The organism is Chryseoglobus sp. 28M-23 (assembly GCF_014789785.1).
GTDB classification, from domain to species: Bacteria; Actinomycetota; Actinomycetes; order Actinomycetales; family Microbacteriaceae; genus Microcella; species Microcella indica.
On the sequence record NZ_CP061846.1, the window covers coordinates 1,010,193 to 1,024,821 of the forward strand.

Sequence of the window (14,629 nt, forward strand, 5' to 3'; positions counted from 1 at the left end):
TTCTCCGCCCTACGTCAAACAGCGGACTTGCTCCGAGCGACTGGCCTCACCCAACCCTGACACGTAGGGTTTCTGGATAGAGCAGGGTGAGGCGGCCCACGACGACACCTCGTGTCATGCCGCGGGAAGCCATGTCACGAGCAAGGCGCTCAAACTGTGCCAAGAGTTCAGCGTCCGCGTGATCTTGCTCGGCCGCGCGACGTCGAGCTCGTTCTGTGCGAGCTGCTTCGGCTACAGGCCCACCGACCTTCTTGATGACCTGTCGAACGCGCTCTCGTGTGAGTCCATGGGACTGTGCAATGGCGTCGAGGGTTTCCCCTTCGCGATACCGCCGAACGAATTCCGCGTCGCGCTCCTCACGATTCACAGGACTGAACTTCCACTATGTCCGACGTCCGATGTGTGTAGCTCCGGTTCGCGTTCTGATGACATCTGCTCAGCGTACGTTCGACGAAGGACATTCACCACGAGCGACAACCCCACTACGGGGTCTCTTCGCGACTGCCACTCACCAATAGGGTGGAACTGCGGTGAGGGTCCTCACACTTTCGATGTCGTTGGTCGGGACCCGCGCCCGCATTGACTCCATATGGGAAAGCGGAGGGAGCGAACGGCCATGAATCCCACCATCGAGCTCCGCGGCCTCACCCTGAGCATCGACCCCGACGTGCACACCATCGAAGGGACGAGCATGTCGGCCCGCGACGAGGGGGTCGTCGAGGGCCGCGCCCGCGTCGCAACCGTGAAGACGGCTGACGGCTTCCACGCCACGATCGGCGTCTGCACCTGGCCCGGCGGTGACGACGGGCACGAGCACGACATCCGCCTCCTCGACTTTTGGGCGGGAGCCGACGACTACCGCCGCCTCGAGCGCGCCGGCAAGATGTCGCTCGCTCAGTCCGGCGACCTCCGTGTAGGCATCCTGCGCGCCATGGCCTACGGCGAGCGCGAGTGGCCGACCTTGCAGACGGTCGAGTGGGCAACGCTCGACCGGCTTGCTGGCCTCGATGCCAGCGCCCTGCTACGGGAGCACGGTGCGGAGACCGGCGCGGTCGCAGAGCTGAACCCGGCGGCGAAGCGGTTCAAGGATGCGCCAGGCTTCGCCATCGGCGACGACCCGACGGCGGCGTTCGTCGCTTTCGCGATCACCCGCGTCATGCCGATAGCGCGCGGCTTCGGCAAGCCCGGCCTGGAGCCCCTGCACGCATGACGCAGGTCAGGGTGGAGATGCCGGAGCAGGACAGCTACGGCGAGATCATGAAGGGTTACCTGTCACTCATGCGCGGCCTCGGCATCGACCTCCACGGGCGGTGCGATACCCGCATCACCGAGCTCGATGGCCCGGAGTGGTGGGCCGATCTAGAGGAGCAGCGTCGCACCGACGGAATCTGGAAAGGGCGCATCAATCCGCAGGATCCCAGCGTCTTGCTTCCCGAGTACTTCAAGAACCCAGACTCCCCGTTGAGGCGTGCGCTCTCCGGCAAGCCTGACTCGGTCGCGATGGCGAAGAAGGTCCACTACGCCCGCAACACGTGGCTGCACTTCAGCGAGAACGCCGGAGCCGCCCAGCTGGAGGAGGTCGCGGGGTTCGTCAAGCAGTTCGCGAGCATGAACGGCTTGCCGATCGAGGCGCTGGCTACGCGCATGGTCCGTCGCCTGCAGCGCATCCGCACCGGCCAGTACCGGCCGTTCAGCGATGTCATCCGCAAGTGGCAGATCGACAACGAGGCAGTTCTGAGTCCGGATGCTGAGCCAGAGTCCCCCGTCATGACACAGCCTCACGAGCCGAATGTGGAGCGTCCAGCCGCTGAGAATCCCGAACCCCCTTCTTCCGATGCCGACGTCATCGAGATTGAAACCCCCGCAGTCGAGCGCCGCCCCGCGATCGGCGCGCGCTGGACGGGCGAGATTCCGGCGGCCCGCTATGTTCCGAGCGCTATCGGCGACCTCGTCGACCCGGCCACGGGGGACGGCCTGCGCAAGCGAGTCGACGCCGAGCTCTGGCCGCGCAAGCGGCGAGTGTGGCTGGCGCCCCGCCCGCTCGGGGGAGTATGGGTCGACGAGCGGGACGGTGCGGTCGGAGGCTTCGTCGACAACGTGCCGCGGCTGCTCGGCTACCTCGGGGACGAGCCCGACGACGGTCTCGCCCGCGGGTTCTTGACGCCTCACTACTACGAGGCGGTCGACGGACGCATCGTCGACCTCGATTCCGGCATTACCCTGCGGGATGCTGTGCCCGCCGACACCCGCCACCATGCCGAGCGGCTCCAGGCCGAGGTGCTCGCCGCCACTCCCGAGCACACGGCGCTGCGCCTTACTACCTATGGCGACCTCGTCGCCGTCACCGACGAGGGCGCCGTGCGCGTCGCGGTTGTCGAGCCCGAGCAATGGTTCGGGGGCCACCTCGCATGACTACAGACATCGATGTCGGCGGTCGGTGTGAGTCTGGAGAACTTGTTTCTGACCGGAGAAGGACGGGTTGATGATGACTAAAGTTCCCGAGCGGGATACTCAACGTCCGGTCACCGCGCACCACGGCCAGACCAGTAGCTGCCTGCACCATCACGCTTCATCAAACACGTCTTGCCAAGAGGAGATATGCCCATGAGCACGATTGTTGACAACGGAGAACTGTCACTGGCGGACGCGCTCAACAAGGTTCTTCCGCACTCGTTGGCGTTCGACGCCTGCGTGGGGTACTTCAATCTCCGTGGCTGGCGGCTGCTCAGGGAGAGCATCGGCCAGATGAAGCCGCCTCCAGAAGGTCGCCGGCAGGTCCGCCTCCTAGTAGGAATGGCTGTTTCGACCGAGGATGCGGTTCGCCAGTCGATAGAAGCTGGCCCGCAGATTGTAGATATGAGTACCGCCGTGAATCGTGCCAACATGGCAGTGCTGGGGTTTGCCCGACAGCTCACGTGGGGCGTCCCGACCGAAGCAGAGGTTGCCGGACTACGACAACTGCAGATGGATCTTGCGAACGGCCTGTTGCAGGTGAAGTTCTCCGCGCGGGAGGCCCTCCATGCCAAGCTGTACATCGCTCACGAGGCGGCAGGCATGCAGAATCGGAGAGCCGTAGTAGGCTCGTCAAACTTCACAGCGGCCGGTCTCGTCAAGCAGGGCGAGCTGAGCCTGGAGGAGACCGACCAGCAGGTCGCGAACGAGCTGTCGCTCTGGTTCGATGCCCGCTGGGAAGACATGTTCTCCATCGACATCACCCGCGAGCTCGAGCGGGTTCTAGAGGAGTCCTTCATCCGGCTGGAGCAGCCTAGCCCGTACCACGTCTATCTTCGGCTGGCATACGAGCTATCCCGGGATGCGAGGGAAGGGCTCACGCTCGACATTCCGCCCGAGGTCAAGAAGGTGCTGCTGCCGCATCAGATAAGCGCAGTCCAAGTGGCGACGCGGCTCATCGAGCGAAAAGGAATAGCGGTCATTGGCGACGTCGTCGGACTCGGCAAGACGCTCACGGGTACCGCCATCGCTGCGACCGTTGGGGAGAGCGTGCTGGTGATCGCCCCTAAGAATCTCGTCAAGATGTGGGAAGAGCACCTTCACCGCTTTCACATTCCGGGGAAGGTGCTGAGTCTCAGCATGGTTCGGAAGGAACTCCCGGAGCTCAGGCGGTATCGGCTTGTCCTCATTGACGAGTCCCACAACCTTCGAAGTCGAGGCCGCAAGGCATGGGATGCCATTCGAGGCTATGTCGAAGACAACGACAGCAAGGTCGTGCTGTTGACGGCCACGATGTTCAATGCACGACACCGCGACATCGGAGGGCAGCTCGGACTGAAGCTGGGCTGGGACGAACCGCTCGGCATTCGACCTGACCGGCACATGGCTGAACTCGATTCTGAAAAGGGGGCGGGCCAGGGGGCGTTGCAGGTAGCGAAGAAGACTGGGGGTCGTCTCGACACCCTTGCCGCGTTCGAACAGTCGGAGCAGAATGAGGACTGGCAACGTCTGCTCAGCGAGTTCCTCGTGCGTCGCACGAGGAAGTTCCTCGAGTCGACCTATGGACACACAGATCCTGCGACCGGAGACGTCACGCTCAAGTTTCCCGACGGAACCCGATTCCGTTTCCCGAAACGTATTCCAGAAGCTCTGCCCTACTCGGGCGGCCCTGATGACCCGAACGATGCGCTGGCTACCGACGAGACGTTCGATGCGATCGACAACCTCACCTACGCGCGTTACCAGTTGGGGAAGTACCTGGTCGAGAATGTCGAGGGCGAGAACCCAGCAGAGCAGGAGATGCTCGAGGATCTGCGGATCTCAATCACTGCCGCGGCCGGCTTCATCCGGACCACCGCTCTGAAGCGGTTGACATCCAGCGCGCACGCCTTCGTCCTCACCGTCAAGCGGATGATTGCAAGGAACGCGGTGCTCGACTATGCACTCTCGAACCATCTCGAAGTGCCGCTTGGCAATTACGGAGAGTCGTTCTTCGACCTCGACAACGTTGATTCCGACATCGAGGAGGACGGACTTCAGGAAGTAGAGGACTCGTCACCCTGGGGCATCAACTGGACTGCGTCCCAATGGCTCGCATATGCCGAGGGAGCCCACAAGGAACTGGCCTCGAAGAAGCCCGCAGGTATTCGCTGGGCGAGACCCGATCTTTTTCGTAAGGAAGAGCTTCTGACGCACGCGCGTTCTGACTCGGCGGTACTCCAAGATCTGCTCGACGCTCGCGGTACGTGGGATGCGGAAAACGATACGAAGCTGAGGGCTCTCGCTGAGTTGATCGAGGGTCAGCCAGTTGGCGAGAAGGTGTTGGTCTTCAGCGAGTACAAGGACACAGTCGATTACATCGCCGAACATCTTCCGCGCTGGTCGAAGCGTTCGTTCGGAAGCGCGACCGGCCAGTCCGGCGACGTCATAAAGATCGCACGCAGATTCGCTCCTCACGCGAACGAGCATCTGGGAGGTCTGCCCACCGGCGAAACCGAGCTCGACGTGCTCATCACCACCGACGTACTGAGTGAAGGCCAGAATCTCCAGGACGCGGCCATCGTGGTCAACTGGGACTTGCCGTGGACGATTATCAAAGTGATCCAGAGAGCAGGGCGCGTCGATCGTGTTGGTCAGGACGCGAAGTCGATTCGAGTGATCTCCTTCTTGCCGCACGCAGGTGTCGAGGCCATCATCAAGCTCCGGCAGAGGCTCCAAGCGCGGCTCAAGAACTCCCATCAGATCATCGGCGGCGGGGAGAAGTTCTTCGAGGACGATGACTTCACGGTCGACTTCACTGGGCTGTTCGACGGCAGTGCGAACTTGGGCGAAGACGAGGGTGAGGTCGATGCATCGTCGTATGCCCTGGGTGTCTGGGATCGCGCACAGGCTGCAGACCAGGAGATCGCACAGCAGTTGAGAGACCTCGTGTATTCGACCAAGGCGGTGTCTACTGATCGGAGCCCAAGCGCGATCACCTACGGCCGCTCAGATGCCGGCACAGATCTCCTGATTCAGAGCAGTGCAACAGAAGTGACGCTGTTGACGCCGATGGAAGCGCTGAAGGCGACCGAGAGCTCGTATGGTGAGGTCGCGGCTGAGGCACTCGACGACCAGTTCGAGCACATGCGTCGCGCTGCGGAGACGATGACTGATCAGGTGAAGCAGAACACTGTGCTGCTGAATCATGGACTCAGGAAGCAGCTCTACGAGTTCCTCAAGCGTCAAGTCGACCGGGTCGACATCACCACGATCACGCGAGTTCAGGTGAGCGAGCTCATCGACGCGGTGAATGAGAGTCCACTTCGCGACAACGCGAAGAAGGACGTTGTGGGCATTCTTCGCGCAGCCCGTCTGCTCGGCGACTCGGATGAGCTCATGGACAGACTGTTGTCGATGCACCAGGACAAGACTCTGCTCGACGTGCGCGACCTGGGTGCTGACCGTATTCAGGTGATCACCTCTATGGGCTTCAACCCCGTGGGAACAAGTGCGATGGAGGTCGACCCTTGGCGGAAATGACGAGAGTTAAGGCGCTCCAAGAACGTTTCGTCGTCGAAGGAGTATCTGGTGTATTCGTTTCGGAGCTTCTCTGGGATGCCCCAAGCGGCACTCTGCCGACGATCGAGGTTGAGGGTGTCTACTACAACCCCGCGATCGCCTCTCATCTCAAGGGTTTTCGGATTTACACGGTGACGTCGAACCAGGCTCCGACCCGCGCTGCGATGCGTGCGGTCGATTCGGAGCTCGCACCTTTGTCGGCCGAACGGATGGAAATCTTTCAAAGCCCCGACGCGTGGTTCTGGCATTGGCCGCGCCGCACGAGTGCGGGCACTACTACCTTCGAGTCGATCGAAACTGCACCAGGCGCACTTCCGGCGTTCTTGGCACAACGTCTCGCGGGCCTCGCCTTCACGGCGGAGGATCACATGGCGGGCTTCACGATCGTCGACGTGCTCGATCGTATACACGGGAATTTCGACTCGACGAATGTGACCCGACGGTTCTACGAACGGTTCGCCGCAGAGCACAAGTCGTTGGCTGGTGAGATCGCTGGGCTGTCTGAGCAGTTCGCCAGTGATTACTCGACGACGCTCTTGAACCGGATGATGTTTCTCTACTTCTTGCAGAAGAAGGAGTTCTTGAACGGTGACTTGTGGTACCTCGAGCACACTCTTTCGGCCGTGCAAGAGCTCAAGGGTCGCGACTACTACTACAACTTCTACCGTGACGCTCTTCTGCCCTTGTTTTTCGAGCGACTGAACGATCCTGCCGGAACCATTGAGGATACCCAGATCAACGACATTCTGGGCAAGGTGCCCTACGTGAATGGCGGAATCTTCGGGAAGACGTCGATCGAGGAGGAGTTCGGCGGTCGAATCTCGGTCCCCGATAGTGCATTCGAGCGGATTCTCAGTTTCTTTTCAGAATACAACTGGCATCTCGACACGAGGCCCGCCGCCGAGGATGAGATCAACCCGGATGTGCTCGGCTACATCTTCGAGCAATTCGTCAACTCGAAGCAGATGGGCGCCTATTACACCAAAGATGATGTCACTCACTTCATGACGCGGTCGACGCTCCTACCGGTGATCCTGACCCGCCTGGAGTCGATAGATGTTCCCGTCTGGGACCTCGCACAGGCTGATCCGGACCGATACATCTGGGACTCACTCGAGCACGGCGCGGCGATCCCCTTTCCTGATTCGATCGAAGCGGAGCGCGAGAGCCACCGGCGCCCTACGTGGCTCACGCACGCCCCCGAGTCGATCGGCCTGCCCGGGGAGAGCTGGTGGGAGGTGGACGCGCGTCGCAACGCATTGGAATCCATACGAGCCATGCTGGCGGCGGGTGAGATCTCGTCGGTGGACGAGGCGGTGAGTGCGAACCTCAACATCGAAGCGCTGACAGTCGACGCGATTCGACGCATCAGTGAACCGGCAACATTGCTGGCTGTCTGGCAAGCCATGACCGAGCTACGGATCGTGGACCCGACATGCGGCTCAGGCGCCTTTCTCTTCGCTGCCCTCAACCTTCTGGTCCCGGTCTACACGTCTCTGCTCGGTGCGATGGATATCGCGAAACCTAGTCCCGATCTTCAGGCGCTGATGGACGAGGTTGACGGCCACAAGGGAGGTAGGGACTACTTCATCCTGAAACACGCTTGCTTGTCGAACCTCTACGGAGTCGACATTATGCCTTCGGCGGTCGAGGTCGCGAGGTTGCGCCTCTTCCTCAAACTCGCGTCAGCGCTCGATTCGCCCTCAAAGATCGAGCCTCTTCCGGACCTCGACTTCAATATCAAGACGGGCAACATCCTGGTCGGTGCCCGCACGCCAGAGGAGATCGACGTTGCGGGGGAAGGGCTCCTGCTCGTCGACGACGAGTCTTCCGCAGTGATGCTGTCGGCGAGGCGTGTCGAAATTGCGTACTCGGATTTCCGCGCTGCGCAGGTCGGCGGCGATGCAGAAGCAGTAAAGGGTGTCAGGTCAAGGCTGAAGAGTCTGCTCACTGAGGTTCGAGACGATGTGAATCGCCAGTACTACGCATTGGAGAAGCGCAAGGGGACTCTCGAAGAGTGGGTCTTGGCCAGCAGACCGTTCCACTGGTTCATTGAATTCCCTGAGGTGTTCGATAAGGGCGGCTTCGACGTGGTAATCGGCAACCCTCCGTACATCGCGAAGGCCAAAGTCAAAGAATACGCCTACAGGGGATTCCAGACCGATTTACTGCCCGACATCTATGCGCCATGCACGGAACGCTCAGCTCAGATAACTGGCCCCGACGGTCGAATGGCTATCATCATTCCCATTTCGGCTAGCTTCAGCGATGGATATTCTGAACTTCGAAAGGTACTAGAGGCTCGCTTCGGGCGACTTTGGGTAAGTACCTTCTCGAGAAGGCCTGCGGCACTCTTCAACGGCAACGTGGGGGTGAGGAGCACTATTGTCATCGGGCACCGCGGAGCGGGCGAGAATCAATTGCTTGTGACCAAGACACATCGATGGTTTGAAGCATTCCGGCCGGCTCTTTTCGAGACCCTTCAGTACTTCATGCTCACGCCAGCGCTGAAGAGGAAGCACGGCTGGATAAGGCTTTCGAGCTCCGCATTCGGGCGAATCATCGAGGCCGTAAGTGCTCGCGCAGGTTCGTTGGGAGCGCTGGAACGACGTAATGCGACGTCTCACTCCGTAGGTTTCAAGACAACCGCGCTCTACTGGGTATCGGTGTTCCTCGAAGACCCGCCCGCGTACGAGCGCGACGGTCGTCTCACAAACCAGACGAAGATCGGCCGAATCAAGACCGAAGACGAGCGGGCAGCCAAACTAATGCTGGCGACTCTCGCATCTAAGTTCGCATTGGTGTGGTGGTTTTCGACAGGTGACGATTTCGACGTCACAGGTGGGGGCATCAAGGCCACGCCGGTTGACCCCAGCTCGTTTTCCGAAAGAGCGCAACTGCGTCTGGAGTGCCTTGCAGGAGAGTTGCTTGCTTCATATCCGAACCATGTCATGTTCAATCTTTACAAAGGCAAGTACATGGGCAACTACGTACTCTCAGAGTTACGCAACGTCACCGACGAGATTGACGAGATCATCGCTCAGGAGCTTGGCTTCGCGGACCTGTTGCCTGGTCTCGAACATGCATACGCATGTCTATTCAAGCCAACCGGGGAAGGCACGGGAACCATCCGACACGACCCCTTTGAACCGTCCCCGGTTTGATGCCGTTTCCTTTCGAGTCTGGAAGGACAATGTTCATCATGCCCAAGAGGGCGTGAGGAACGAACTGGTGACAACTGATCGTTAGTGCCGCAAGGCGCTGACGGGAAGGATGTCATCATGCCCAGTCCCTATCCCAAAGAGTTCCGCGAGGACGTCGTCGCGGTCGCCAGGCGCCGCGAGAGCGGCGTCACGCTCAAACAGATCGCCACTGACTTCGGTATCAGCGAAGCGACGTTGCAGAACTGGCTGCGCCAAGCCGATATCGAGGAAGGCAACCGCCCCGGTCAAACCTCGGACGAGGCCGGCGAGGTGCGGGAGTTGCGTCGCCGGAATCGGTTGCTCGAGCAGGAGAACGAGGTCCTTAGGAAGGCGGCAGCGTATTTGTCGCAGGCGAATCTGAAACTCGGTGGCTCCCCAAAATGATCTACCCGCTCGTTGCTGAGCTCGCCGAGGCGGGGATTCCCGTGACGGTGTCGTGCCGGGTCTTGAAGCTCGCCCGCCAGCCCTACTACCGGTGGCGGAAGGATCCCGTTCGAGATGCGGATGTGTAGTGGAGTCCCGCATAGTGGTGTAACCCACGGTGGTCGCGCACGTCGTTGCTGACGTGAACGCGGTCACCGTGTGATCCTTCGAGAAGTCTCTTACCCCAACTCGAAAGGCATCAACACGATGACCGCTCCCCACATTGTCGACCCTGCAACGGTGCTCGGTGAAGCCCTTGCCGACGCTTCCCCGGATTTGATGCGACACCTGCTGCAAACGATGATCAACGCCCTCCTGTCCGCCGACGCCGACGCCGTGGTCGGCGCCGAATGGGTCTGCTGCACGGATAGGTGACATCTGACATGGCTTGCCCGAGGGGGTGGGCCTGGAAGGATGCCATCGTGCCTAAGCCCTATCCGAAAGAGTTCCGCGATGACGTTGTGCGCGTCGCGGAGAATCGCGAACTGGGAGTGACGGTCGAGCAGATCGCGAACGATTTCGGGGTTCACCCGATGACGCTCACGAAGTGGCTCGCCCGCTCCCGCGCTACCCGGCAGGCTGCCGAGTCGGGGGCGCTGTCTCCGGGCGATCGTGATGCCGAGTTGCGGGAGCTGCGTCAGCGTAATCGGCTGCTCGAGCAGGAGGTCGAGCTGCTGCGCCGCGCGGCGGCGTATTTGGGGCAGGCCCATCTGCCGGGAAAAGGTTCTACCCGCTCGTGACAGAGCTCGCCGCTGACGGGATACCCGTGACGGTGACGTGCCGGGTTCTCAAGCTCTCCCGCCAGCCCTACTACCGATGGCTGAAGCAGCCGATCACGAACGCTGATCGGGTGGAGGCGTATCGCGCCAACGCGCTGTTCGATGCTCACCAGGATGACGCGGAATTCGGGCATCGGCTGCTGGCCGATGAAGCTCGCGACGCCGGAGAGTCGATGGCTGATCGGACGGCGTGGCGGATCTGCCGCGACAACGGCTGGTGGAGCGCGTTCGGAAAGAAGCGCAGCAGGAACGGCAAGAAGGCAGGCCCGCCAGTCCACGACGACCTTTGCGCGGTCGTGGACGAGACCGGGCGCATCCGGCATGAGTTCACCGCCGATGGCCCGAACCGGCTCTGGCTGACCGACATCACCGAACATCGCACCGGTGAGGGCAAGCTCTACCTCTGCGCGGTCAAGGACGTGTTCGCCAACAAGATCGTCGGCTACTCGATCGACTCACGGATGAAGTCGAGCTTGGCAGTCAGAGCGCTGGAGAACGCCGTTCAGATGCGCGGCGACGTCGCCGGCTGCGTGATCCACAGCGACCGAGGCAGCCAATTTCGAAGCCGGAAATTCCTCCGAGCGATCAGCCGCCACCGCATGGTGGGATCGATGGGCAGAGTCGGCGCTGCGGGAGACAACGCCGCGATGGAATCGTTCTTCTCGCTGTTGCAGAAGAACGTCCTCAACCGCCGCTCCTGGGCCACCCGCGACGAGCTGCGCATCGCGATCGTCACCTGGATCGAACGCACCTACAACCGGCGACGCCGGCAAGCCGCTCTCGGCCGTTTGACCCCGGTCGAGTTCGAGGCCATCATGAGCACGCCAGCCGCACTGGCGGCGTGACTACAACCTGTCACCTATCCGTGCAGCAGACCCAACCTCCAGCCCGAGGTAGCGGCGCCCCTCGGCCCACTCGTCGGTCTGCTCGGCCAGGACGCCGCCGACCAGGCGGATGATCGCGTCGCGGTTGGGGAAGATGCCGACGGAGTCGGTGCGGCGGCGGATCTCGCGGTTGAGGCGCTCGTTGGGATTGTTTGACCAGATTTGGGACCACACGTCTTTGGGGAACTCGGTGAAGGCCAGGATGTCGGCCCTGGCGGTATCGAGGTGCTCGGCGACCGCGGGCAGCTTCTCGGTCACGTAATCCAGGGTGCGGTCGAACTGGGCGTGCACGTCGACAGCGGTGGGTTGGTCATAAACGGAGTGCAGCATCGCCTTCACCGCCGGCCACATGCTCTTCGGGCTCACGCTCATCAGGTTCGCCGCGTAGTGGGTGCGGCAACGCTGCCAGGTCGCGCCGGGCAGGTTCGCGGCAATCGCGTCCTTCAAACCGGCATGCGCGTCACTGGTGACCAGCTGCACGCCGGTGAGGCCGCGGGCGACGAGGTCTGCGAAGAACGCATTCCACGCCGACCCGGTCTCAGCTGTCGCGGTTTGCAGGCCGAGCACTTCGCGGCGGCCGTCACCGTTGACGCCAGTGGCGATCAGCACGACCGTGTTCACCACCCGGCCACCCTCACGAACCTTCATCGTCAGAGCGTCGGCGGCGACGAACGTGAACGGGCCCGCCTCAGCCAAAGAGCGGTGCCGGAACTGGTTCACGTGCTCGTCGAGCTCGGCAGCCATCCGGGACACCTGCGACTTCGACAGGGCGTGAATGCCGAGGGTCTTCACCAGCTTGTCCATCCGCCGCGTGCTGACGCCTGCGAGGTAGCAGTCGGCGATCACGGTGATCAAGGCCGCCTCGGAGCGCTTGCGACGCTCCAGAAGCCACTCCGGGAAATACGTGCCCGATCGCAGTTTCGGGATCGCGACATCGATCGTGCCAGCCCTGGTGTCGAGATCGCGGTGGCGGTAGCCGTTGCGGTGGGTGAGGCGGTCAGGGGACGGCTGTCCCCATTCGGCGCCGACCACGGCGTCGGCGTCGGCGGACAGGAGGGCGTTGATCATCGTTTGCAGCAGGTGTCGCATCAAATCCGGGGAAGCGTCGGCAAGGGCTTCACCGAGCACCGTTGCAGGGTCGACAATGTGGGGAGCGGTCATCGTGTTGATGCCTTTCGAGTTGGGGTAAGAGACTTCTCGAAGGATCACACGGTGACCGCGTTCACGTCAGCAACGACGTGCGCGACCACCGTGGGTTACACCACTATGCGGGACTCCACTCCTGAAGCAGGTGCGCGACACCGCCTTCGAGAAGCAGTTGCATGAGCGGCTCGAGCTCGCCGAGCAGGACAAGCAACGCGCGATCGAGCTGGCTGAGACGAGAGCCGCCGGTGAGCTGCAGAAGGCTGCCGCTGCGAAAGACGCGGAGATTCAGGCGCTGAAGGCTGAGCTCGATGCGGGGGAGGCGGCGAGCAAGCTCGCTGTCGCCGAGTCACTCAGCGCCCTCGAGACCGAGAAGGCACGCTTGGCCAGCGAGCTCGAGCAGGCGAAAGCAGAAAAGGCGTCGGCCGTCGAGCTGGCGGAGGCGAGGCTCGCCGCCAAGCTCGCCGATGAGGCCGCGAAGCTCGAATCCGAAGTGGCGAAGAAGGCGTCAGAGATCGAATTGCTGAAGGCGAGCATCCAGAGCGGAGAGCAGGCGAAGCAACTCGCCGTCAAGGAAGCACTCAGCGCGGTGGAGCGCGAGCGCGACGAGCTGAAGAACGGGCTCGCCATGGCGGCGATGGAGAAGAAGATCTCGGAGCAAGCCCTCGAAGACAAGTACCAGCAGCAGATCAAAGATCGCGACGACGCGATCGAACGGCTCAAAGACATGAAGGCGCGGCTGTCGACCAAGATGGTCGGCGAGACGCGCGAGCAGCACTGCGAGACCGAGTTCAACCGCCTTCGCGCCACGGCTTTTCCGAAGGCCTACTTTGAGAAAGATAACGACGCGCGGTCGGGCAGCAAGGGCGACTACATCTTTCGGGACAGCGATGACGCCGGCACCGAGATCGTGTCAATCATGTTCGAAATGAAGAACGAGAGCGACGGCACGGCCTCCAAGAAAAAGAACGAAGACTTCCTTCGTGAGCTCGACAAAGACCGCACCGAGAAGGGCTGCGAGTTCGCGGTGCTCGTGTCGCTGCTCGAGCCCGAGAGCGAGCTCTTCAACAGCGGGATTGTCGACGTCTCGCACCGGTACCCGAAGATGTACGTGGTGCGTCCGCAGTTCTTCATTCCGATCATCACGGTGCTACGCAACGCGGCGCTCGGGTCGCTGCAGTACAAGCAAGAGCTTGCCCATGTGAGGGCGCAGAACGTTGACATCACCAACTTCGAGAGCGACCTTGACTCGTTCAAGTCGGCGTTCGGCAAGAACTACGAGCTCGCCGCCCGCCGATACGGCGAAGCGATCGACGAGATCGACAAGGCCATCGTCAGGCTGCAGAAGGTCAAGGAAGCGTTGCATGGCTCGGAGCGAAACCTGCGGCTGGCCAACGACAAGGCGCAGGACGTCACCATCAAGAAGCTCACGCGGGGAAACCCCACCATGGCCGCGAAGTTTGCTGAACTTGGCGACGGTGATGACAAATAGGGTTGGGAGCGAGCCTTGGGCTTGGCGTCAGCATGGTACTCAGAGGGTCGCGCCTCGATCGTCCAGAGACCGATCCTGGAAGTGAGGTTCCGGACGCCGACGCATCCCCTGTCGGAGTACCTGGTCGACTCTTGGCGAGAGCAAGTTCGGTGGCAGTTTGAGGCTCGGCGTCGTCAACGGCGACCGCGTTCCGGTCTCAACCATGCGCCGGAGCGACGGTGCTTGGCGGAGCACATGCGTGACGTCGCATCCAGCGCTGGATCGGCTCGTTCATGACACACGCGAGCGCATACTCCTCGAACGCGTCTCGCGCCGGCTGTCGCGGCTTCAATGGAGCCCGGCGTCTTGCAAACCGGCCGCGAGTGATCGGTTTCCATCGCAGGTAACGATTTCGAGGGGACGCTGTCGACGTCAGTCGCCCCGATAGGCGCGCACGGCGAAGACCTTGAGGGTTCCTTTGGGCTGTCCTCCGAGATCATCACCCTCGCCAGTCTCAATATCCTCGCCATAGTCCATAGCTTCGAGGTCGTCAAGGAACTGTGCCATCAGTTTGAGATGTTCGGCACGAACCGCGACAATCCAGCCTTGGTCATCGTCGTCCCATTCGAATGGAAGACCGAGATAGCCGATTGCTGTCAACGTCGGCTGAATTTTGACCCCTTTTCGTCGTGTGAAAGTTGACCCCTCTGTGTC

Annotated in this window: 11 protein-coding genes and 1 pseudogene; 9 read left to right on the plus strand and 3 right to left on the minus strand. The window is 61.7% G+C overall.

The genetic code is table 11. The annotated features are described in order from the left end of the window. Positions 1 to 46: 46 nt before the first annotated feature. Positions 47 to 367, minus strand: a complete 321-nt coding sequence (locus tag IE160_RS12710) for a sigma factor-like helix-turn-helix DNA-binding protein (protein ID WP_191151810.1) — start codon at positions 365 to 367, stop codon at positions 47 to 49. Between the two features lie 249 nt (positions 368 to 616). On the opposite strand from IE160_RS12710, the gene IE160_RS04930 reads away from it, so the two are divergent. The 8 genes and pseudogenes from IE160_RS04930 (at position 617) to IE160_RS04960 (ending at position 11,262) form a co-directional block, all read left to right on the plus strand. Then, complete coding sequence (locus IE160_RS04930) at positions 617 to 1,210, plus strand: hypothetical protein (RefSeq protein ID WP_191151811.1); 594 nt, start codon at positions 617 to 619, stop codon at positions 1,208 to 1,210. Continuing rightward, positions 1,207 to 2,412 carry a hypothetical protein gene (locus IE160_RS04935; protein WP_191151812.1) on the plus strand — a complete coding sequence of 402 codons (1,206 nt, stop codon included), beginning with the start codon at positions 1,207 to 1,209 and terminating at the stop codon, positions 2,410 to 2,412. The genes IE160_RS04930 and IE160_RS04935 overlap by 4 nt, the downstream gene beginning before the upstream one ends. A gap of 192 nt (positions 2,413 to 2,604) precedes the next feature. Beyond that, positions 2,605 to 5,973 (plus strand): helicase-related protein, encoded by a 3,369-nt coding sequence (locus IE160_RS04940; protein ID WP_191151813.1) that lies wholly within the window; start codon positions 2,605 to 2,607, stop codon positions 5,971 to 5,973. Continuing rightward, positions 5,970 to 9,176, plus strand: coding sequence for an Eco57I restriction-modification methylase domain-containing protein (locus IE160_RS04945; RefSeq protein ID WP_191151814.1), 3,207 nt, complete (start codon positions 5,970 to 5,972; stop codon positions 9,174 to 9,176). The genes IE160_RS04940 and IE160_RS04945 overlap by 4 nt, the downstream gene beginning before the upstream one ends. A gap of 117 nt (positions 9,177 to 9,293) precedes the next feature. Beyond that, complete coding sequence (locus IE160_RS12520; RefSeq protein ID WP_224744584.1) at positions 9,294 to 9,599, plus strand: transposase; 306 nt, start codon at positions 9,294 to 9,296, stop codon at positions 9,597 to 9,599. Next, positions 9,596 to 9,727, plus strand: coding sequence for a hypothetical protein (locus IE160_RS12635; RefSeq protein WP_255508247.1), 132 nt, complete (start codon positions 9,596 to 9,598; stop codon positions 9,725 to 9,727). The genes IE160_RS12520 and IE160_RS12635 overlap by 4 nt, the downstream gene beginning before the upstream one ends. 118 nt (positions 9,728 to 9,845) lie before the next feature. After that, a pseudogene (locus IE160_RS04955) lies at positions 9,846 to 9,992 on the plus strand (IS256 family transposase); the annotation flags it as partial. A gap of 68 nt (positions 9,993 to 10,060) precedes the next feature. Then, positions 10,061 to 11,262 (plus strand): IS3 family transposase gene (locus IE160_RS04960; RefSeq protein ID WP_191151815.1). Its coding sequence is split into 2 segments (ribosomal slippage): positions 10,061 to 10,354 and positions 10,357 to 11,262, totalling 1,200 coding nucleotides; the frame shifts between segments, so codons are not numbered across the junction. Here the strand turns inward: IE160_RS04960 and IE160_RS04965 are convergent. After that, the gene (locus tag IE160_RS04965) at positions 11,263 to 12,462 is read right to left on the minus strand and encodes an IS256 family transposase (RefSeq protein WP_191151816.1); all 1,200 of its coding nucleotides are present in this window, start codon (positions 12,460 to 12,462) and stop codon (positions 11,263 to 11,265) included. A 130-nt stretch (positions 12,463 to 12,592) separates the two neighbouring features. Between IE160_RS04965 and IE160_RS04970 the strand changes: the two genes are divergently transcribed. After that, positions 12,593 to 13,936: a DUF2130 domain-containing protein gene (locus IE160_RS04970; protein ID WP_224744585.1), complete on the plus strand. Its 1,344-nt coding sequence runs from the start codon at positions 12,593 to 12,595 to the stop codon at positions 13,934 to 13,936. Positions 13,937 to 14,347: 411 nt separating this feature from the next. Here IE160_RS04970 and IE160_RS04975 read toward each other — a convergent pair whose 3' ends face one another. Further along, a complete protein-coding gene (locus IE160_RS04975; protein ID WP_191151817.1) occupies positions 14,348 to 14,575 on the minus strand; it encodes a hypothetical protein in 228 nt (75 codons plus the stop codon). Positions 14,576 to 14,629 lie beyond the last annotated feature (54 nt).

What these genes read in the sequence shown, in the direction of transcription:
- IE160_RS04965 (WP_191151816.1), bottom strand. Translation starts at nt 12,462, where the DNA reads ATGACCGCTCCCCACATTGTCGACCCTGCAACGGTGCTCGGTGAAGCC.
- IE160_RS04945 (WP_191151814.1), top strand. Translation starts at nt 5,970, where the DNA reads ATGACGAGAGTTAAGGCGCTCCAAGAACGTTTCGTCGTCGAAGGAGTA.
- IE160_RS12520 (WP_224744584.1), top strand. Translation starts at nt 9,294, where the DNA reads ATGCCCAGTCCCTATCCCAAAGAGTTCCGCGAGGACGTCGTCGCGGTC.
- IE160_RS12635 (WP_255508247.1), top strand. Translation starts at nt 9,596, where the DNA reads ATGATCTACCCGCTCGTTGCTGAGCTCGCCGAGGCGGGGATTCCCGTG.
- IE160_RS04940 (WP_191151813.1), top strand. Translation starts at nt 2,605, where the DNA reads ATGAGCACGATTGTTGACAACGGAGAACTGTCACTGGCGGACGCGCTC.
- IE160_RS04935 (WP_191151812.1), top strand. Translation starts at nt 1,207, where the DNA reads ATGACGCAGGTCAGGGTGGAGATGCCGGAGCAGGACAGCTACGGCGAG.
- IE160_RS04930 (WP_191151811.1), top strand. Translation starts at nt 617, where the DNA reads ATGAATCCCACCATCGAGCTCCGCGGCCTCACCCTGAGCATCGACCCC.